This window comes from Streptomyces sp. NPDC091281 (assembly GCF_044757425.1).
GTDB lineage: Bacteria > Actinomycetota > Actinomycetes > Streptomycetales > Streptomycetaceae > Streptomyces.
The window spans coordinates 59,372-78,852 of record NZ_JBIVUY010000019.1 but is presented as its reverse complement, the minus strand read 5'-3'; the positions used below and the strand labels follow the sequence as shown (position 1 = coordinate 78,852).

17 protein-coding genes are annotated in these 19,481 nt (G+C 73.5%); 1 reads left to right on the top strand and 16 read right to left on the bottom strand.

Features of this window, described 5'->3' with window-relative positions:
- Positions 1-3: 3 nt before the first annotated feature.
- From ACIQPQ_RS35765 to ACIQPQ_RS35735, 7 genes are all read right to left on the bottom strand, one after another.
- Entirely contained in the window at positions 4-285 is a 282-nt protein-coding gene (locus ACIQPQ_RS35765) for an HU family DNA-binding protein (RefSeq protein ID WP_004000874.1), read from the bottom strand.
- Between the two features lie 424 nt (positions 286-709).
- Positions 710-2,125 carry an NAD-dependent malic enzyme gene (locus tag ACIQPQ_RS35760; protein WP_401312658.1) on the bottom strand — a complete coding sequence of 472 codons (1,416 nt, stop codon included), beginning with the start codon at positions 2,123-2,125 and terminating at the stop codon, positions 710-712.
- 442 nt (positions 2,126-2,567) lie between these two features.
- On the bottom strand, positions 2,568-4,991 hold the full coding sequence (locus ACIQPQ_RS35755) for a HelD family protein (RefSeq protein ID WP_401312655.1): 2,424 nt from the start codon (positions 4,989-4,991) through the stop codon (positions 2,568-2,570).
- A gap of 126 nt (positions 4,992-5,117) precedes the next feature.
- Positions 5,118-5,900, bottom strand: coding sequence for an anti-sigma factor family protein (locus tag ACIQPQ_RS35750; RefSeq protein WP_401312652.1), 783 nt, complete (start codon positions 5,898-5,900; stop codon positions 5,118-5,120).
- Positions 5,901-5,950: 50 nt separating this feature from the next.
- Positions 5,951-6,472: a sigma-70 family RNA polymerase sigma factor gene (locus ACIQPQ_RS35745; RefSeq protein WP_044471680.1), complete on the bottom strand. Its 522-nt coding sequence runs from the start codon at positions 6,470-6,472 to the stop codon at positions 5,951-5,953.
- Between the two features lie 457 nt (positions 6,473-6,929).
- Complete coding sequence (locus ACIQPQ_RS35740; protein ID WP_401312649.1) at positions 6,930-7,565, bottom strand: CGNR zinc finger domain-containing protein; 636 nt, start codon at positions 7,563-7,565, stop codon at positions 6,930-6,932.
- Between the two features lie 64 nt (positions 7,566-7,629).
- Positions 7,630-8,811: a uroporphyrinogen-III synthase gene (locus ACIQPQ_RS35735; protein ID WP_401312647.1), complete on the bottom strand. Its 1,182-nt coding sequence runs from the start codon at positions 8,809-8,811 to the stop codon at positions 7,630-7,632.
- A 222-nt stretch (positions 8,812-9,033) separates the two neighbouring features.
- Between ACIQPQ_RS35735 and ACIQPQ_RS35730 the strand changes: the two genes are divergently transcribed.
- The gene (locus tag ACIQPQ_RS35730; protein WP_401312644.1) at positions 9,034-9,582 is read left to right on the top strand and encodes a hypothetical protein; all 549 of its coding nucleotides are present in this window, start codon (positions 9,034-9,036) and stop codon (positions 9,580-9,582) included.
- Here the strand turns inward: ACIQPQ_RS35730 and ACIQPQ_RS35725 are convergent.
- From ACIQPQ_RS35725 to ACIQPQ_RS35685, 9 genes are all read right to left on the bottom strand, one after another.
- Positions 9,565-10,158 (bottom strand): hypothetical protein, encoded by a 594-nt coding sequence (locus ACIQPQ_RS35725; RefSeq protein ID WP_401312642.1) that lies wholly within the window; start codon positions 10,156-10,158, stop codon positions 9,565-9,567. The two genes, ACIQPQ_RS35730 and ACIQPQ_RS35725, sit on opposite strands and share 18 nt — an antisense overlap.
- 7 nt (positions 10,159-10,165) lie before the next feature.
- Positions 10,166-11,557 (bottom strand): hypothetical protein, encoded by a 1,392-nt coding sequence (locus ACIQPQ_RS35720; protein ID WP_401312639.1) that lies wholly within the window; start codon positions 11,555-11,557, stop codon positions 10,166-10,168.
- The gene (locus tag ACIQPQ_RS35715) at positions 11,554-11,856 is read right to left on the bottom strand and encodes a hypothetical protein (RefSeq protein WP_401312637.1); all 303 of its coding nucleotides are present in this window, start codon (positions 11,854-11,856) and stop codon (positions 11,554-11,556) included. Before ACIQPQ_RS35715 ends, ACIQPQ_RS35720 begins: the two co-directional genes overlap by 4 nt.
- Positions 11,853-12,482, bottom strand: a complete 630-nt coding sequence (locus tag ACIQPQ_RS35710; RefSeq protein ID WP_401312634.1) for a hypothetical protein — start codon at positions 12,480-12,482, stop codon at positions 11,853-11,855. Before ACIQPQ_RS35710 ends, ACIQPQ_RS35715 begins: the two co-directional genes overlap by 4 nt.
- Positions 12,483-12,525: 43 nt before the next feature.
- Positions 12,526-13,551, bottom strand: a complete 1,026-nt coding sequence (locus tag ACIQPQ_RS35705) for a hypothetical protein (protein WP_401312631.1) — start codon at positions 13,549-13,551, stop codon at positions 12,526-12,528.
- A complete protein-coding gene (locus ACIQPQ_RS35700) occupies positions 13,539-14,207 on the bottom strand; it encodes a hypothetical protein (protein WP_401312629.1) in 669 nt (222 codons plus the stop codon). The genes ACIQPQ_RS35705 and ACIQPQ_RS35700 overlap by 13 nt, the downstream gene beginning before the upstream one ends.
- Positions 14,208-14,408: 201 nt before the next feature.
- The gene (locus tag ACIQPQ_RS35695; protein ID WP_401312627.1) at positions 14,409-15,575 is read right to left on the bottom strand and encodes an acyltransferase family protein; all 1,167 of its coding nucleotides are present in this window, start codon (positions 15,573-15,575) and stop codon (positions 14,409-14,411) included.
- 134 nt (positions 15,576-15,709) lie between these two features.
- Positions 15,710-17,788: a bifunctional polysaccharide deacetylase/glycosyltransferase family 2 protein gene (locus ACIQPQ_RS35690; protein WP_401312726.1), complete on the bottom strand. Its 2,079-nt coding sequence runs from the start codon at positions 17,786-17,788 to the stop codon at positions 15,710-15,712.
- A gap of 501 nt (positions 17,789-18,289) precedes the next feature.
- Entirely contained in the window at positions 18,290-19,201 is a 912-nt protein-coding gene (locus tag ACIQPQ_RS35685; protein WP_401312624.1) for a translation initiation factor IF-2, read from the bottom strand.
- Positions 19,202-19,481 lie beyond the last annotated feature (280 nt).

Here is a 19,481-nt window from a genome sequence, read left to right as displayed (position 1 = left end):
GCGTCACTTGCCCTTGGCGGCTTCCTTGAGCTTGGAGCCCGCGGAGACCTTCACGCTGTAGCCGGCCGGGATCTGGATCGGGTCGCCGGTCTGCGGGTTGCGCGCGGTGCGAGCGGCACGGTGGGTGCGCTCGAAGGTCAGGAAGCCGGGGATGGTGACCTTCTCGTCGCCCTTGGAGACGATGTCGCCGACGACCTCGGCGAACGCGGCCAGCACGGCGTCGGCGTCCTTGCGGGTCACCTCGGCGCGGTCGGCCAGCGCGGCCACCAGCTCACTGCGGTTCATGTTCTTACTCCCGTGTTCTTCTTGCCGTTGAGGCGTGCCACGCGGCGAGAGCCACGTGGTGGGCACAGCGAAACCGATGTTGCCAGGGTCCTCGGACAGTCCCCGGACCCGGGTCCCTCTTCGGACCCCCGCGCCCAGAGACGCATCCTGCCCCCACCTGCGGCGGGAAAGCCAATCCGGCACCCGCAGGAGTCGTGAGAACACCCTTGGGAGTCACACGAAAGCGCCACTGACTGGCCGCCCACCCTAGAGGGCGGTCAGGTGAAGGAGGTTCCACGACGCGCCGGTTTCCCGGCCCGTCGTGGTGATCCTCACAGCCCACGGAACGCCCACGCGGAGCGGAGTACCCGTGACCGGCCGCCCCACACGCCCCGTACGGGGCAAGGGCGAGGAGGCCCCCGTGCGGGTCAGGGGGCCGTGGGGGTCAGGCGGTGGCGCCCGCGGCCTTGGCGGCCTCGCGGACGGCTCCGGCGACGGCGCCGGCGACCTTGTCGTTGAAGACGCTCGGGATGATGTAGTTCGGGTTCAGCTCGTCCTCGGTCACCACGTCCGCCAGCGCCTTCGCGGCCGCGAGCATCATCTCGGTGTTGACGGTGCGGGACTGGGCGTCGAGCAGACCGCGGAAGACACCCGGGAAGACCAGCACGTTGTTGATCTGGTTGGGGAAGTCGGAGCGGCCGGTGGCGACCACGGCGGCCGTCTCGCGGGCGATCGCCGGGTCCACCTCGGGGTCCGGGTTCGCGAGCGCGAACACGATGGCGTCCTGCGCCATGGCGGCGACGTCGTCGCCGTCGATGACGTTCGGGGCCGAGACGCCGATGAAGACGTCGGCGCCGCGCACCGCCTCCTTGAGGGTGCCGGTCAGGCCCTCGGGGTTGGTGTTGTCGGCGATCCAGCGAAGCGCCGAGCCGGGCCGGGCGTCGACGAGGTCCGCGCGGCCCGCGTGGACCACGCCGTGGATGTCGGCGACGACGGCGTTCTTCACCCCGGCCGCGATGAGCAGCTTGAGGATGGCCGTACCGGCCGCGCCCGCGCCGGACATGACGACGCGGATGGTCTCGATGCCCTTGCCCGCGACGCGCAGGGCGTTGGTGAGGGCGGCGAGGACGACGATCGCGGTGCCGTGCTGGTCGTCGTGGAAGACGGGGATGTCGAGGGCCTCGCGCAGCCGGGCCTCGATCTCGAAGCAGCGGGGGGCGGAGATGTCCTCCAGGTTGATGCCCGCGAAGCCGGGGGCGATCGCCTTGACGATCTCGACGATGGCGTCGGTGTCCTGGGTGTCCAGGCAGAGCGGCCAGGCGTCGATGCCCGCGAACCGCTTGAAGAGGGCGGCCTTGCCCTCCATGACCGGCAGGGCGGCCTTGGGGCCGATGTTGCCGAGGCCGAGGACGGCGGAGCCGTCCGTCACGACCGCGACGGAGTTGCGCTTGATGGTGAGGCGGCGCGCGTCCTCGGGGTTCTCCGCGATCGCCATGCACACGCGGGCCACACCCGGCGTGTAGATCATGGAGAGGTCGTCGCGGTTGCGGATCGGGTGCTTGGACTGCATCTCGATCTTGCCGCCGAGGTGCATGAGGAACGTACGGTCGGAGACCTTGCCGAGGGTGACGCCCTCGATGCCGCGCAGCTCCTCGACGATCTCGTCGGCGTGGCCGGTGGAGGTCGCGGCGATCGTGACGTCGATCCGGAGCTTCTCGTGGCCGGAGGCGGTGACGTCGAGACCGGTGACCGAGCCGCCGGAGGACTCCACGGCGGTGGTGAGCTGCGAGACGGCGGTTCCGCTCGCGGGCACCTCCAGCCGGACCGTCATCGAGTAGGAGACGCTGGGCGCCGTTGCCATGGCCGACTTCCTCTGCTGTTTCACGGTGGTGCTGGTCCACGGTGGTGCGGGCTCACCGTGGTGCTGGGCTCTGCGGTCCGATGGTCGCACCTACCCCTGAGTACGCGGTAACCACCCCGGGTTGCGGACGTATTGTTCACGGCCCGCACCGGTTCCGGAGCGCGACTTCCACCATACGAGAGCCGCGTTGCGGCAGGCGGAACGGGAAGAGGCCCACGTCCCGTGGACGTGGGCCTCCCGCCGAGCTGAGTGGCACCGACCCGCCATGCTCGCCTCGCGGCAAGTGGTCGCTCGTAGCGACGAAGGTTGGGCCCGGGGGCTTGGATCGAGCCGGTGCCACACCCAGGCTAACAAACGGACGGCCGAAGACCATTCCCGTCGGCGGAGTTCGTTCCGGCCCGCCGCGGCCGGGCGGGCACGGGGTGTGCGGCGGGCCGGGGCGTCAGTCCCGCAGCAGGTCGGGGACCCCGTCCGCGTCGGGCTCGTCGCGGTCGGCGGAGACCACGGTGAGCTGCTGGGTGGCGCGGGTGAGGGCGACGTAGAGGACGCGCAGACCGGCCGGGGACTCGTCGGCGATCTCGGCCGGGGAGACGACCACCGTCGCGTCGTACTCCAGGCCCTTGGCCTCCAGGCTGCCGAGGGCGACGACGCGGTCGCCGAGCCCGTCGAGCCAGCGGCGGGCCTCCTCGCGGCGGTTCATGGCGACGACGACGCCGACCGTGCCGTCGACCCGGTCGAGCAGTCCGGCGGCCTTGGCGCGCACGGTGGCGGCGAGGGAGCCGGCGACGGCCGTGAAGCGGGGGACGACGCCGGTGGAGCGGACCGCCGACGGGGAGCGCGAGCCCGGCATGGCGAGGGCCAGCACCTTCGCGGCCAGCTCGGCGATCTCGGCCGGGTTGCGGTAGTTCACGGTCAGTTCGAAGCGGCGGCGGGGGCGGCTGCCGAGCGCCTCGTCGCGGGCCTCGGCGGCCTCGTCGGGGTCGGACCAGGAGGACTGGGCCGGGTCGCCGACGACCGTCCAGGTGGCGTGGCGGCCGCGGCGGCCGACCATGCGCCACTGGAGGGGCGTGAGGTCCTGGGCCTCGTCGACGATGACGTGCGCGTACTCGGTACGTTCCTGGGCGAGGCGCTCGGCGCGCTCGCGCTGCGACTCCTCCCGCACCGGCATCAGCTCCTCCAGGCCGGTGAGCTGGTCCAGCGGGTCCAGCTCCCGTCTTCTGCGGGGGCGGGCCGGGACGCCGAGGATCGCCTGGAGTTCGTCCAGCATCGCGATGTCGTGCACCGAGTGGCCGTCGCGCCTGAGGGAGCGGGCCACCTTGCGGACCTCGCCGGGGTTGAGGACGCGGCGCGCCCAGCGGCCCAGCCTGCGCTCGTCGGCCATCGCGGCGAGCACGGCCGCCGGGGTCAGCTCGGGCCACCAGGCGTCGAGGAACGCGGTGAAGGAGTCCTCGCCGGTGACGTCCTCGTCGAAGGAGGAGCGCAGTTCGGCGGCGAGTTCCGGGTCGCTGTGCCGCCCTGACGCGCCGGACCGCTCCCACAGGGCGTCCAGCAGCAGGCGGCGGGCGCGCGGGCGCAGCAGGTTGACCGGGGCGGTGCCGCCGAGGGCGCTCTGCCGGATGCGGTCGAGGTCGGCGGCCTCCAGCTCCAGACGGCGCCCGAAGGCGACGACGCGCAGGCGGGCGGGCGGCCCGGACGGGGCGGCAGTGGTGGCGGTGGCGGGCGTACCGGTGCCGCCGTCCTCAGCGGCCTCGGCGTCCCCGGTGTCCTCGCCGAAGGCCGGCTGTCCGGACCGGGGACGGCCGCCACCGGGGCCGCCGGCCTCCAGCGCGCCGCGGGCGGCCTTCCGCAGCACCTTGAGCATGCGGTACGAGCCCTTGGCGCGGGCCACGGCCGGGGAGTCGTACAGGGTGGCCTCGGCGCCGTCGACGAGGGAGCCGATGGCGCGGATCGCGACCTGGCCCTCCTCGCCGAGGGAGGGCAGGACGCCCTCGGTATAGGCGACGAGCAGGGGCGTCGGGGAGACGATGAGGATGCCGCCCGCGTACCGGCGCCGGTCCTGGTAGAGGAGGTAGGCGGCACGGTGCAGGGCGACGGCGGTCTTGCCGGTGCCGGGGCCGCCCTCGACGTAGGTCACGGAGGCGGCGGGGGCGCGGATGACCAGGTCCTGCTCGGCCTGGATGGAGGCGACGATGTCGCGCATGGTGTGGCTGCGGGCCTGGCCGAGGGCGGCCATGAGGGCGCCGTCGCCGATGACGGGCAGCTCGCGGCCGTCGAGGCGGGCGGTCAGCTCGGGGCGCATCAGGTCGTCCTCGACGCCGAGGACGCGGCGGCCCTTGGAGCGGATGACGCGGCGGCGCACCACGCGACCGGGCTCGACCGGGGTGGAGCGGTAGAAGGGCGCGGCGGCGGGCGCCCGCCAGTCGATGACGAGGGGGGCGTACTCCTCGTCGAGGACGCCGATCCGCCCGATGTGCAGGGTCTCGGCGATGTCGGCCGTGTTGTCGGGCCGGACCGCGCCCTCGGCGGGCTCCACGGCGGTGTAGGCGCCGTCGGGGCCCTTCTTGCCGTCCTTGCCGAGGAGGAGGTCGATCCGGCCGAAGAGGAAGTCCTCGAACTCGTTGTTCAGGCGGTTGAGGTGCACGCCCGCCCGGAAGACCTGGGCGTCGCGCTCGGCGAGCGCGCCGGGGGTGCCGACCTGGCCGCGGCGGGCCGCGTCGTGCATGAGGAACTCGGCCTCGTGGATCTTCTCCTCGAGGCGGCGGTACACCCGGTCGAGGTGTTCCTGTTCGACGCCGATCTCCCGGTCCCGGACGGAGTCCTCGACCGGTTCCACCACCGCGGTTTCCTGCTGAGCCTGGGCGGCCACCGTGCCCCCTTCTGACGTGCTGGGCAGCCGTCAACCGTACGCGAAGAGGGCCGGTCACGGCGAGGGGCCTGCCCGGACGCGCCGGACAGGCCCTGCGACCGGAGGCGGGACACGCCCGCCGGGGCGCTACGCGTCGATCTCCACGAGCTTCGTGCCGTCGAACGTCATGACCTCGAAGCGGTCGATCTCGCCGGGCTTGAGGGCGGCGGCGCCCTGCACGTACAGCGGGTTCTTCGCCTGCTCGGTCTTGGCGCCGGGGAGGCCGTAGCCCCACTCCGGGACGGTCCAGGAGCTGACCGTCTCCCGCTCGCCGTTCTTGCCGACGGCGATCAGGGAGCACTTGTTGGGTCCGGAGACGTTGTTCAGCTTGACGACGGCCTCGGTGCCGTAGGCCTTCTCCTGGAAGGCGACGGTGCCGCTGACCTTGGTGGTCGGGTCGGTCGCGGTGACCTTCGCGGCCAGCGTGTCGAACGCCGACTTGGCCGGGCTGGCGCCCGCCTCCACGGTCGTACGGGCGCTGCCGCCGTCGTCGCCGCCGTTGGCCGCGACGGCCGCGAAGGGCCCGCCGATGATCAGGGCGACACCGGCCGCGACCATGTAGAAGCTGCGGCGGCGCTTGGCCGCGCGGCGGTCGGCGACCTCGTCGACCAGCTTCTCCACCAGGCGCGGGCCCGGCCGCGCGGACAGCGACTCGCCGATGGCGGGCGTCCCGGCACCCGGCAGGTCCGCGAGGGCGGCCAGCATGGGTTCCATCCCCGCCAGCTCGTCGAGCTGCTGGGCGCACCACTCGCAGCCCGCGAGGTGGGCCTCGAACGCGGTCGCCTCGGCGTCGTCCAGGATGCCGAGGGCGTAGGCGCCGACGGTCTCGTGTTCGCTCGGGCTCGGAGATCCCTGCACAGCTCCCTGCATGGGGCCAGACATACCCGAACCACCCGCTCCGAATCCCCCGTAAACGCTCATCACGCCGTCACCCCCCGCTCCTCCAGCGCCAGCTTCATCGACCGCAGGGCGTAGAACACCCGGGAGCGCACGGTGCCGCTGGGTATCCCCAGGGTCTCGGCCGCCTCGTTGACGGTACGCCCCTTGAAGTACGTCTCGACGAGGACCTCGCGGTGGGCCGGGGTCAGGTCGTCGAGCGCGTCGGACAGCGTCATCAGCCACAGCGCCTTGTCGATCTCGTCCTCCGCGGGAATGACCTCCAGCGGCGACGGGTCGACCTCCTGCGGCCGGGCCTGCCGGCTGCGGTGGCCGTCGATGACGATGCGGCGAGCGACCGTCACCAGCCAGGGGCGTACCGATCCGGTCGCTCGATTGAGCTGGCCGGCGTTCTTCCAGGCCCGGATGAGTGTCTCCTGCACGACGTCCTCGGCCCGCTGCCGGTCTCCGGCGACGAGGCGCAGGACGTACGCGAGCAGGGGTCCGGCATGCTCCCTGTACAGAGCACGCATCAGATCCTCATCGGGCTCCGAGGGCTGGGACATGCGATGTCGGGCCCTCGATCCACGTTCATTGGCCACGGCCGCATCCTTGCGCACGCCCACCTCCGGTGTCCGGGGGTTCCCCCGAGTCGGTCGCTCCCCCACCGGTACGCAGCCGACCTGGCGGGTGTTCAAACCGGAGTGACAGATTTCTCGCGGGTGTCGTGACGAGGGGGACATGGAGGCACATTCCCGCCCCTCTTTCTTTACATTTCCCCCACAGGCGGGGCGGGGCGGCGCGCTGCCCGGTGACGGGGCGAGGTAAACGACGTGTAACGCAAATCACTTCGGGGGCGGGCGTGCGAACACGGCATATCGGGCGGGGTAGTTGGGTGGGGGGCGGTGCGGGGGCCCTCGGACGCGGGTGCTGCCGGGTACGGGTGTCGCCGGACGGCGGTGCTGCCGGGTGCGGAAGTCGTCCGCCTCGGGTGTGTTCTTGGGTCTGCCCTCGGGTGGGTCGTCAGGTGCGGGCGAGGGCGGCGCGGCGGCGGTGGCGGGCGACCCGTTCGCGGTTGCCGCAGACCTCGCTGGAGCACCAGCGCCTGCGGCGCCCGCGCGAGGTGTCGACGTACACGAGGGGGCAGTTCTCGCCCGCGCACTGGCGCAGGGCCTCGCGCGCGGCGGGGTCGGTGAGCAGGTCCACCGCGTCGCGGGCGACGGCCGCGAGCAGCGCCGCGCACTCCGGGGGCGCGTCCAGCTCCCCCGCGAGCAGCCCGTCCGCGCCGCACACCGCGCGCGGGGCCGGGGGCGCGGTCCGGGCCACGGAGTTGAGGTGCGCGAGCGCCGGCCCGTACGGCCACGGCTCCCGCGCCAGCCAGCCGCGCACCAACCGGCCGACGCTGCCGCGCAGTTCCCGGAAGGCGTACGGCCAGGCCGGGTCGGCGTGGGTGAGCGCGGTGCCCGGCGGGACCAGCCCGGAGCCGGTGATCCAGGCACACAACGGCGGTACGGCGTCGAGGCGTTCACGGGGATGCGCGGTGGCGAGGAGGTCCAGGCTGAGGCGCCCGGTGTCGAAGCGGAGGGGGCCGGGGGCGCCGCCGGGGTCGGGGGCGGGGGTGGCGTCCGGACGGGGGGCCGGGGTGAGGCCCGTACTCATTGCCATGTTCCTGTCACCGCCTGGGGGGAGGCTGAGGCCGGGCTTCCGCGAGGAAGCGTCCCCTTCACAGTGCAGGGTGCGGCGGGGCGGGGGAAGCCCCCGCGCGCGGCCCGGCGGCGAGGGCGGCCGGGTCCAGGGCGAGCCGGTAGCCCCGCTTGACCACCGTCTGGATCACGTCCGGCGCCCCGAGGGCGGACCGCAGCCGGGCCATCGCGGTCTCCACGGCGTGCTCGTCCCGGCCCGTGCCCGGCAGCGCCCGCAGCAGCTCGGCGCGGTTCACCACCCAGCCGGGCCGCCGGGACAGGGCCCGCAGCAGGGCCATCCCGGCCGGGGGCACGGGCCGCGGCAGCCCGTCGACGAGCACGGCGTGCCCCCGGATCTCCACCTGGCGCCCCGCGACCGGCAACGTCCGGGCCCGTCGCGGCAGTTCACGGCACAGCAGCTCCGTCAGCGGGCCGAGCCGGTAGCGCTCCGGGACGGCCGGGTCCACGCCCCGCGCCCGCAACGGCCGCGCGGTGACCGGCCCGACGCACGCGGCCAGCACGTCCTGGCGGAACGCCGCCAACAGCCCCGGCAGCAGGCCCCGTTCCTCGGCGCGGGCCAGCAGGGAGGCGGCGGCGGGAGCGCTGGTGAAGGTGACGGCGTCGACGCCGTGCGCGAGGACGGCGTCCAGCAGCCGGTCGAGGGGGCTGACGTCGGCCGGGGGCGTCCAGCGGTGCACGGGCACGGCCACGACGTCCGCGCCCGCCTCCCGCAGCGCCGCCACGAGACCCGGCGGCGGCTCACCGTGCACCTGCACCGCGACCCGGCGCCCGTCGACACCGTCCGCGACCAGCCGCTCCACCAGTCCGTCCCAGGAGGCCCCCGCCTCCGCGGACACCGTCAGCCCCGCGGCACGGACCGCGCCCGCCACCCGCGGCCCGCGCGCGACGATCCGCGCGGCCCGCAGCCGGGCGCGCAGCCGCGTACCGATCCCCCGCTCGTCGGCGGCGACAAGCCAGCCCCGGAACCCGGTCGCGGTGGTCGCCACCACGACATCCGGCGTACTGCTCACCAACTGCTGGGTCACGGCCAGCAGTTCACCGTCATCGGCGAGCGGCACGATCCGCACCGAGGGCGCCCGCAACACGGCGGCCCCCCGCCCCCGCAACAACTCCACCTGCACCTCGACCCGCCGCGCGGCGGTCACCCCCACGGTGAACCCGGCCAACACCCCACCACCGCCCCGCTGCTGCTGCTCGTACATCACTCCCGTCCCGTCCCCGGCACCCCGCACCATCAGTGACAAGCACCCCTGCAAGTGCCGAGCGAGCCTGCCAACGGGGCGTGACGGGGGCGGTTCGTGGGGGTGTCGGGGGTGTTACGGCGGGGGTGGGGTGGAGGGCCCGGGGAGGGAGGGGCTGAGCCGCCCGCCCCGGCAGGTGGCTCGCTATTCTCGACCGGTCCGCACACAGCATCGGGAGAGTCCATGGCCGCGGGTTCGCCATCCGAGAGGCACGAGGCGCGACGATCTCCACGGAGTACCGCAGGAAAGCTGCTGCTCGGCTCGGGCTTCCTCGTCGTCGCCACCACCACGGTCCTCGGCGCCTACGCCGGTGCGGCGCTCCTCCTCGGGCTCGCCGACCTGGCCCCCCTGTCCTCCCTGGCCCCGGACGACGGGCGGGGCGCCCTGGTGGTCGGCGGTGTCGGAGCGGGCGGGCTGACCGGGCTGGCCCTGCCCCTGCTCGTGCTGGCGTCGGCGCGGGGAACTACAGACCGGCCGCGCACCCCGTGGCCGCGGGCGGGATTCAGGGCTCTCGGACTGCTCGCCGCGGACGTCTGGCTGGTGCTCGTGGCGCTCGCCGTGACCCAACTGGGCTGGCTGCTGCCGCAACAGCTCACGACGACCGTCGCGGTCTTCGCCGTGGGGTTCAGCTGGACCCCCCTGGCGGTGGCACCGTGGGAGGGGACCGCGCTGGGCAGGCGACTCGGCCTGCGCGGCCCCGGCACTGCCTCGGGGTCAGACGAGCCGGACTGAGCCAGCCAGTTCGTCGGCGATCTCGGTCAGCACCTCGCCGAATCCCAGGGCCGACCAGAGCAGACGGCACTCCAGCGCCATCGCGTGCTCCCGCGCCACCACGTAGTGGGCGACCCCCTCGACCACCAGGCCGTGCGCGGCGTCAGGCGCCGTGGGTTCCTTGCGGTGAACGCGCAACGCGGGCCCCAGCGGCACTCGTACCTCGGAGAGTTCCTGGTCACCGAAGCGGGCCTGCCGGGCGTGGAGCGCCTCCGCGCGAAACGCGTCCACGCTCAGCCGCTCTGCGGGGCCCGTCAGCTGCCGCACCGTGAAGAACGCGATCACCGCACTGTCCGGAGGCGCCAACACGGCGGCGCACAGGGCACCCTGACCGACCGCCGCACGCCAGTACCACAGCAGGTCCAGGGCGAAGGCCTCCCGCACGGTCTCCGGCACAGCGGGGGCCACATGCCCCGACGCCGCTTCCCGCGTCCAGGACTCGGGCTCGCGCGACTCCAGATCCAGCACCAGCCAGGTGTGCAGCTGCGGCAACGTCACCCGGCACTCCCGCCAGGCACGCGGGACGGGAGAGGTCATACGCCGCTCACCGTCCCGCCAGTGAGGCGTCCGGACCGGTCACGTCGATCTCGGGATCGCCGCCGAACACCCCGAGGAAGCTGTTCATGTCGGAGCCCGCGCCCACGCCCGTACCCGCGAGGCTCACGGAGTTGTACGCGACCGCCTGCTTGAAGGCGTCCGGCGTACCGATGAACGCGAGATCGGCGGGGTCGATGTTCTTGATCCGGGCCAACTCGTCGACCATGCCCGGTCCGGCGTACATGCTGGCCAGACCCCGCGGCCCCGCGGTGACGTACGCCTGCCGTGCCGCGGTGTAGTGGTCGGTGACGTTGAAGAGGTCTCTCCAGTGGCTTCCGATCACGCGGACGTCGTCCCCGAAGGCTCCGGGCAGGCCGCGGAAGGCGGCGGCCACGGTCACGTCCGGCAGGGCGGCCGCGGGGGTGGCGCCCGCGCGGGACCCGACCATGGTCTGCACGAGCGCCCGCCGGGCGGCCGTGCCCATGCCGGGGTTCCAGGCACGGACGTACTGGGTGGCGGCCGTCCAGACCCGGCTGCGTCCGACCGTGGCGGCCAGCTTCGCACCGGTGGAGAACACCCGGCCGACGCCGAATGTGGCGAGCCCGAGCACATCCATGGCCACGTCGCTCCAGGAGCCGTCGCCGTTGACGGCCAGGAGGACGTGGCAGACCAGGGAGACCACCGTCATGACCAGGGCGACCGTGCCCAGCACACCGGCCAGGGCCTGGCCGATGACCGGTATCCAGCCGAGGAGCAGGGCCAGCAGGCCGCAGACAGCGGCCACCGTTCCCGCGATCTCGCTGACGATCTTCAAGGTGTCGCGGAGATCGTCCAGCCAGGAGTCGTCGAGGCCGTCGCCCTCGGTCGTGTCGTGGATCCTCCTGGCCGCCTTGTCCCCCGCCTCCTTGTGCCGGGTCTTCAGCGAGACGAGCTTCTCGCGCAGCCCGTCCAGGCCGTCCCGGAGGTCGGCGACCTTGTCGTCGAGCTTTTTCCGCGCGGCGCCGTCCGTGTCGCCGGGCGGATCGTCGGCGGCGGTCCGGGCCTCGGCCAGGTCGGCCTGCCGGGTCTCCGCCTGTGTGAGGAGGCCGTCCGCCTCGTCCTGGATCGTCTCCAGGTCGGTGCAGTACTCCTTGAGCGCCGCGGCCCCCTCGGCGTAGCGCTTGTGCGCTCTGCTGACGGACTTCGCCGTGTCGTTCGCCTTGTCGGCGAAGGCCCGTCCCGCGTCCGAGTCCCAGCTCTCCTGGTTCCCGAGCCGACGCAGCGCGTCCGCCGTGTCGGTGATGGTCTTCGCGGTGGCCCTGAACCGGCGTGCGAGTGCCTTGAGTTCGTAGACGTCGCCAGGGACCGGGTCGTCGGCCTCCCCCAACGCGTCCCACCGGCGGGCAGCGGGTCGGCTCACCGCTTCTTTCCCTTTCCGACCAGAGCGTCGTAGAGCAGGGTGTCGACCTCGGTGTAGGCCTTGCCCGCCTCCTTGGCGAACTTTCCGAGCCCTTTGATCTCGTCGATCATCTTGGCCCGGTTGTCGTCCCACCCGTCGGAGAAGTCCTGGAGGCGTTCGTGGAGCAACTCGTGGCCGACGGTGCGGCGGTCGTAGCGGTCCATGAGCTTGTCGAGGCCCTCCAGCTCCGTCGCCACCGTGCGCAGACCGGTGCCTGCGGTCGTGAGGTCGCCCGGCGAGACCTTCAGATGCCCGGTCATGCGGTCCTGTCCTCCTCGGCACCGGCGGGTCGCCGCCAGCGCAGTGTGCCCGCCACCGCGTCGAAGAGTTCGACCATGGCATCGGCGAGAGGTTCGAGCGGCGTGCTGAACGTCAGCGTCAGCACCTCGTCGCGGCCGGGAATCGGGACGAAGAACTCGACGACGGTGTCGTCGAACTCGCTCCCCAGTCGCCGCGTCTGTCTGGTCCGCACCTGGCGCCGCCGCCTGGCCGCCCGTCCGGCCGCGGGCAGTTCCACGAGCCCGACCTCACCGGAGCCCGCGAGTGAGGCGACGGCGTCGAGGCTGTCGAACCTCTCCCGCAGCCGCGAGACGAGCAGCGAGGCCGACAGCGGAATCCCCGCCGCCTCCAGAAACGACAGATAGAGCACGACGCCGCCCTGTTCGCGGCCAGCCTCGGCGACGCCGAGAAGCTCCGCCTCCGCCTTGCGCCGCAGAACCGGCTGGTCGTCCACCCCGGCGAACTGCCGTTTGACCAGGGCTCGTACGGCCGCCTGCCGCGCCTCGTCCGGCTGGAGCGGGACGCGGTACCAATCACCGGGCGTGAGCAGCCCGAAGGTCGACGCCTCCCCGGCCGACAGATCGCCTGCTTCGACTTCGCCGTTCAATCCCGCCCACCCATGTCCGTACTCGGGTCCGGTCTCCGCGCCGTCAGCGGTTGACGGACTGGATCTCCTGGACGACGACGGTCTGCGTCGTCCCGAACGTGCCGTCGGGAAGGTCTCCACCCGCTCCGCCGGTACCCGTCCAGGTGATCTTCCAGGTGATCGTGGCCCTCAACGGATAGGAGCCGTCGCCCGAGGAACGCAGGTACTCGACGCCGCACGGTGGTGTCTCGTCGGCTCGCCCCCTCGTGAACGGCTCGCCGATGGCGCCGTCGACGATCTCGCACACCCCGGAGGACGGGTAGGTGACGGCGTCCGCGGTGCCCGGATCGATTCTGAGGGCGACCGGCTCGGCCGTGGCGGTGGCCTGAAGGCCGAGCAGCGGCACGGAGGCGGTGACCGAGACCGGTGTGAACCGCGCTCGGTCGAGCCACACCCAGGTGGGGAGATTGACCTTCGTGGTGTCCGCGGGGGCCAGCGTCACGTCGGTTCCGGGCACGCGGATCTCCGCGTAGGCGAGTGCGGCGAGAATCTCGGGCGAGATGGCGTTCGCGATGTCGGCGGGTGGGGGATCACCCTGGTCCACCCAGAAGACGGGCTCGTCGCAACTGTCCCAGCCGGGGCGGAAACTCCGGTCGACGTAGGACTCCCAGAAGTAACCCTTGCCGGACTTGTCCTTGTTGAAGTCCTTGTACGGCTCTCCCTCGACGTAACGCCGACGCTGCTCCAGGTCCCACTCCGGGCCCGTCGACCCGGCGGCCCAGATCGGCTCCAGCGTCTTCTGCAGTTGTTCCGGCGTGTACTTGGGGGCGTACCAGCAGGCGGGCGGCGACCAGTCCGCGGCAGCGGTCAGCGCCCCCGCCGAGTCTCCACGACCGTTCTTGGAGCGGTCGAAGACGACGCCTCCGACCGACACCGACACGGTGTCGCCCTTCGCATCGGCCTTCTGGTCCGTCTGGCCGACAGGGCCTCGTCCGCCGCGATCCGCGTAGGCCGGCGGCGCGCTGAGGAGAGAAAGCACGGCGAGTGCCAGAACAGCGGCTCCCGCCGACCGTCCGGCTACTGTTCGCATTCCTTGTCCCCCCGGTTGGACACGATGTCGGTCGTCTGCCACACGCCCTGAGCGTTCTTGACCAGCTTGGCGCTGTAGAGGACGTAGGCGCTGTCCGTCCCCGGCGATCTGTCGACCTTCCCCGTCTTCCGGTCCTTGATGTAGGACTTGGCCTCGTCGGAGCAGTATCTGACGTAGGCGCCGTCGTCCCCCGAGAGGGTCACCTTGCGATCGAAGTACCGTGTGACGCCGACCCAGGTGACGTTGTCGTCGATGTAGCCACGCGCGAAGGTGATCGACGCGCTGAGTGCCTTGCCGGTGTTGTAGAAGCCGAGCGCCTCGGTGTCCGTGTTCCCGGCGAAGACCGCCTCGTCGATGGCGTTGACGCTCCGCGCGTTGTCCGCCAGGACGGCGTCCTTGACCGGGTCGCCGGTCTTGGCGTCCTCGAAGACGTTCTTCGCGTCCGAGGGGAACGTGATCTCTGGACGCCCTGAGTCCCGGTCCGGTGAAGGCGACGCCGATGCCGACGCCGACACCCCCGTCTCCGCCCCCGCGATCCTGTCGTCCTTCCCCGACCCCCCGGTCCCCTCGTCTCCGCCCCCGCATCCCGCCAGGAGCAGGGCGGCGGCCGCTGCTGTGGTGGGGGCCGTGAGGCGGAGGCGGGGGTGGCGGGTCACGGGGGCTCCTGGGGGCGTGGGGGGCTGCGGAGGCTCCGACACGTTAGCCGGGGGGTGGGGGGCGGGGCCAGGGCGGATCGCCCGGGTTGGGGTGGTGATCGGGGGGTACGGCGCCGGGAGGGGCGTAATCCGTTTGTGCGGGGGTTCTGTTGGGGCGGGGAGCGAGGGGCCCCCGTACCGCCGTACGGGGGAGAGCCCCGGTCAGGGGCGGTGTGTGGTGGACGTGCGGCCGTCCGGCCAGAGGCGGGGGCGGCGGCCCGCGGCGAGGTCCTCCATCCAGCCGAAGCAGAGGACGCAGACCGCCGTCAGCAGCCAGACGACGGGGAGTTGGGGCCACGGGCTGGTCAGCAGGCCGGGCGCGTCGGTCTCCAGGACGCCGATGTCCCACAGGTGGTCCCACAGGGACTCGGTCACGACGATGCACACGTTGTGCCAGAGATACACCGTCACGGCACGGGAGTTGAGCAGGGTGATCAGCCGGTCCCAGCGGCGCAGCCCCGGTGGCCACTCCCGCCAGGCGGGGCTGAGGTGCAGCAGCAGCAGCACGGCCGCGAAGGACCACAGGGACTGCGCGAACGGCATGTCGTCCAGGTCGTGCCCCTCGCGCAGGTCCTGCCCCAGGGCGTACCAGAGGCCGACGGCGGCGACGACCGGCGCGAGCGACGGTACGACATAGCGCGGCAACCGCCGCAGGACGCCTTCCTGGTGGGCCATGCCCAGCAGCCAGCACGCGCCGAACGCGCCGAAGTCGCTCAGCGCCGACTCCAGCCGCCACCCCGGCACGGTCAGCCACCCGAACTCCAGCGCCGCCGACAGCGCGACCGGTGCGAGGACCGTCGGCCAGGGCGCCCTGCGCAGGGTGCGCAGCAGCAACGGGGAGAGGAGGACGAACCAGAGGTAGGCGCGCAGGTACCAGAGGGGTACGCCGATCGCGGCCGACCAGTCCGGCCCGATCAGGCCGGCCACTCCGGGCAGGCCCTCGCCGTACGGCGGATCGCTCAACGGGAGGACCCAGAAGCCGAGATGGAGCCACCACCAGCCGGGGTGGCCCTCGGCGTCGGGGCCCCAGCCGCCGAGCAGCATGCCGGTCACGCCCACCGCGCCGAGCAGCCACAGCGGCGGCAGCAGGCGGCGCAGCCTGCCGCGGACCACGTCGGTCGCGGGGCGGCGTGCGAGGGAGCGGGCCATGAGGTTCCCGGCCAGGGCGAACATCACGCCCATGGACGGGAAGACGACGGGCAGCCAGGCCCAGCCCATCAGGTGGTAGAGGACGACGCGGAAGAGGGCGATCGCGCGGAGGAGGTCGAAGTAGCGGTCCCGGCCGCTACCGCCAGCGCGTCCGCCATCGGGGACGGGGGTGTCCGGCACGCCCGGCACACCCGGCACCTCCGCCAACGGCAGTGCCGCCGTGTCCCGTTGCCCGTCCCGTTGGCCGTCTCGTTGCGCATCCCCTTGCGCGACCCGTCGCGGGTCCGGCCGTGTCGTGTCGGGGCTGATGCCGCTCATGACGTCACTCCCCCGTCCACGGGCGTACGGATCTCGCCGGGCGGTGCCGCGACCTGGCCCTTCCTGCGGAGTTTCTGCCAGCGCAGGCGGCCGCCGGTGAGGGCGGTGATCCAGGACTGGAGCAGGACGATGTACATCAGCTGCCGGTAGAGGAGTTGCTGGAGGGGGAGGGAGATCAGCGGGGTGAGGCGTTCGCGGTCGAGGGCGAACGCGTAGGCCGCGCAGGCGGCTTGGACGGCGAGGACGCCGAACCAGGCGGCGATGGTCTTGCCGGTCGGGCCGAACAGCAGCCCGTAGACGAGGAAGAGGTCGATGAGCGGGGCCAGCAGGGGGGCCACGACCATGAAGAGGGAGACCAGGGGCAGGCCGACGCGGCCGAAGCGGCCCGAGGGGCCCCGTTCGACGAGCGCGCGGCGGTGCTTCCAGATCGCCTGCATCGTGCCGTAGCACCAGCGGTAGCGCTGGGACCACAACTGCTGCACGGATTCCGGGGCTTCGGTCCAGGCGCGGGCCTTCTCCGCGTACACCACCTTCCAGCCGTCGCGGTGCATCGCCATGGTGATGTCGGTGTCCTCGGCGAGGGTGTCGTCGCTCATGCCGCCGACCCGGTCGAGGGCGGTGCGGCGGAAGGCGCCGACCGCGCCGGGGATGGTCGGCATGCAGCGCAGCACGTCGTACATGCGGCGGTCGAGGTTGAAGCCCATCACGTACTCGATGTGCTGCCAGGCGCCGATGAGGGTGTCCTTGTTGCCGACCTTGGCGTTGCCCGCGACGGCGCCGACCTGCGGGTCGGCGAAGGGCTGGACGAGTTCGCGGACGGTGGACGGCTCGAAGACGGTGTCGCCGTCCATCATGACGATGAGGTCGTGCCGGGCGTTGGCGATGCCCCGGTTGAGGGCGGCGGGCTTGCCCGCGTTGAGCTGCCGTACGACGCGTACGCCGGGCAGGTCGAGGTCCTCGACGATGCGGGCGGTGCCGTCCGCCGAGCCGTCGTCGATGACGAGGACCTCGACCGGATGGTCGCTGCGCACCAGTGAACGGACCGTGTTCTCGATGCACTTGGCCTCGTTGTAGGCGGGGACCAGCACGGACACCGGTTCGGTGACCGGGGCGTCGGGGCCCCAGCGGAAGCCGCGGCGCCGGGTGCGGCGGGTGTGGATCGCGGAGAGCAGCAGCATCAGGCCGAAGCGGGCGAAGACGAGGACGCCGATGACGGCGAGGCCGACCACGAGGACGCCGGTGAGTTCGTCGGCGGCGGTGACCAGCGCGGTCCACGCCTTGCCCTTCCACAGGTCGGGTCCGGTGACCGCGGTGTGCGCGCTGGGCGCGTCCAGGGCCTGGGTGAGGTTCTCGAACGCGTAGCCCTTCGCCTTGAGTTGGGGCAGGTACGTGTCGAGGGCGCGGAGGGTCTGGCTGCGGTCGCCGCCGGAGTCGTGCATGAGGACGATGGCGCCCTTGCCGCCCGCGGGCGTGGCGTTGCGGACGATCTGCGCCGCGCCCGGCCTGCGCCAGTCCTCGCTGTCGACGCCGGTCAGCACGGTGAGGTAGCCGCGGCTGCCGATGTAACGGGTCACCGGCCAGGTGTTGTTGTCGAGGGCGGACGCGGTGGAGGAGTAGGGCGGGCGGAAGAGGGAGGTGCGGATGCCCGCGGCGCCGGTGAGGGCGAGCTGGTTCTGGGTGAGTTCCCAGTCGATGCGCTTCTTCGACTGGTAGGAGAGGTCGGGGTGGTTGAAGGTGTGCAGGCCGATCTCGTGGCCCTCGCGCACCATCCGCTCGACCAGGTCCGGGTAGCGGCTGGCCATGGTGCCGGTGATGAAGAACACCGCGTGCGCGTCGTACTTCTTGAGGACGTCGAGGACCCGGGGCGTCCAGCGCGGGTCGGGGCCGTCGTCGAAGGTGAGGACGATCCGGCCGTCCGGCACGTCCATGCTGGTGACCTGCCCGCCGCGGGTGTCGACGACGGGGCCGCCGTCGAGGATCTTCTCGGGCACCCGGTCGGCGGGGGCCTCGGTGCGGACCCGGTAGTCGGCGAGGACCTCGCTGTGCACGTAGCCGCGCAGCAGCAGCATCGCCATCAGCGCGGCGAGGCCGACCAGGGGCAGCAGGTGGCGCAGCCGGAGGCTGGGGCGCAGCCGCCGCCGCGCTCCGGCGTGCGACTCGCCGCCGCCGGGCGGGGCGGCCCGGCCGGAGCCGGATATCCGGCGGCCGCGCGGGGGGCGCCGGGCGGCCCGGCGGCCGCCCTGGGCCGGGACGGCCGCCTCGGCGTCGCCCGCGGGCGGCGCGGCGGACCCGTGGGTCGGGGCGGTGACGGCGCGCCCGGCGGACCGCCGGGTCGCGCGCCTGCTGGTACGTGGTGCCATGGGGACGTTCTTTCGGGGACCTCGGGGACGGGGAACGGGCACGCGGACACACCGGGGTACGGGCGTACGGGCGCACGCGGACAGGGGCGTACGCGCCGTGGGCGTACGCCGGGGAGGGGCGGGACCGGCCCCGGCGGATCGCCCCAGGGCGGGTGAGGTGGAGTGACGTGAAGGGGGCGCGGCTGGGGCGGGCGGGGTGCGGTGGCTCCGCGCGCGTCAGGCGGCCGTACGGGCGGATGCGGCGGCGGACGTACCGGCCGGGCCGGACGACGTAGCGGAACCGGAACCGGAAGCGGCGTCGGAACCGGAAGCGGAACCCGTACCGGAGCCCGAACCGGAGGCGGACGGCCCGGCGGAACCGGCCCCGCCGGACGCGCCGCTCCCCCCGGCCCCGCCGGACGCGCCGGGGTCCGCCCCCGACGCCGCCGCCGTACCGGGCCCGGTGTCGTCCGGGCCCGCCGCGGGGCCGCCCGCCGTGACGACCGGGGCGGGCGGGCCGTCGGCGACGGTGGTGCCGGTACCGCCCGCGGGGGACGGCGAGGACGCGGGCGGCGAGGGCTCCTCGGTGACGGAAGGCTGCGGTTCGGGCGAGGACGGCGGCGAGGCGGGCGGGCTGCTCTGCGCCGGGGGCGGCGGCTCGCTGCTGGCGGCCGGGCTGGGCGCCCCGCCGGACCGGCTCGGCAGCGGCCCGACGACACCGGACGTGGCGCTCGGCCGTACGGCGGCGGGGGCGCCGCTGCCCGACGCGCTGGGCGCGGCGGTCTCACCGGGGCGCGGGGGCACCGGCCCGGAGGCGGTGACGCCGGGCACGCCGGGCGCCGCGAATCCGGGGGGCGTGCCGGTGGCGCGGGAGCTGGGCTCGGGCGAGGTCTCCACCTGCCCGGCGGGCTCCTCGTCCTTCTGCCCCGGCACCGGCAGCCAGGGTGCACCCGCGTTGCCCGACAGGAGGGTGGCGACGATGACGACGGCGTAGGCCCCGCACGCGAGGCCGACGGCGATGCCGATCCGGCGGAAGGTACGGCTGCGGCGGCCGGACTCGTCCACGAAGACGGGGACGTCGGAGGCCTCGGCGCCGGACCGGCCGTGCGCGCGGCTCCTCGGGTGCGGGGTGTCGAGCTGGACGGTCACCTCGTCGGGATCGTGACCGTCCCCGGCCGCACCCCCCACGCCCCCAGGGCTTCCAGGGCTCCCGGAGCTGCCCGCGGCGCCCTTCGCCCGCTTCCCGCCCCGCCCGGCCCGGCTGCTCCGGCCACCCTTCGCGGCCCTCGCGCCCGGCCCGGCCCTCCCGCCGGTCGCGTCCTTCCCGCCGCTCGCGTCACCGCTCGCGCCGCCGGTCGCGCCCGTCCCGCCCAGGCCGCCCGTCCCTCCGCCGAGGGGGAGTTCCAGGCCACCGTGCGGGAGGCCGAGG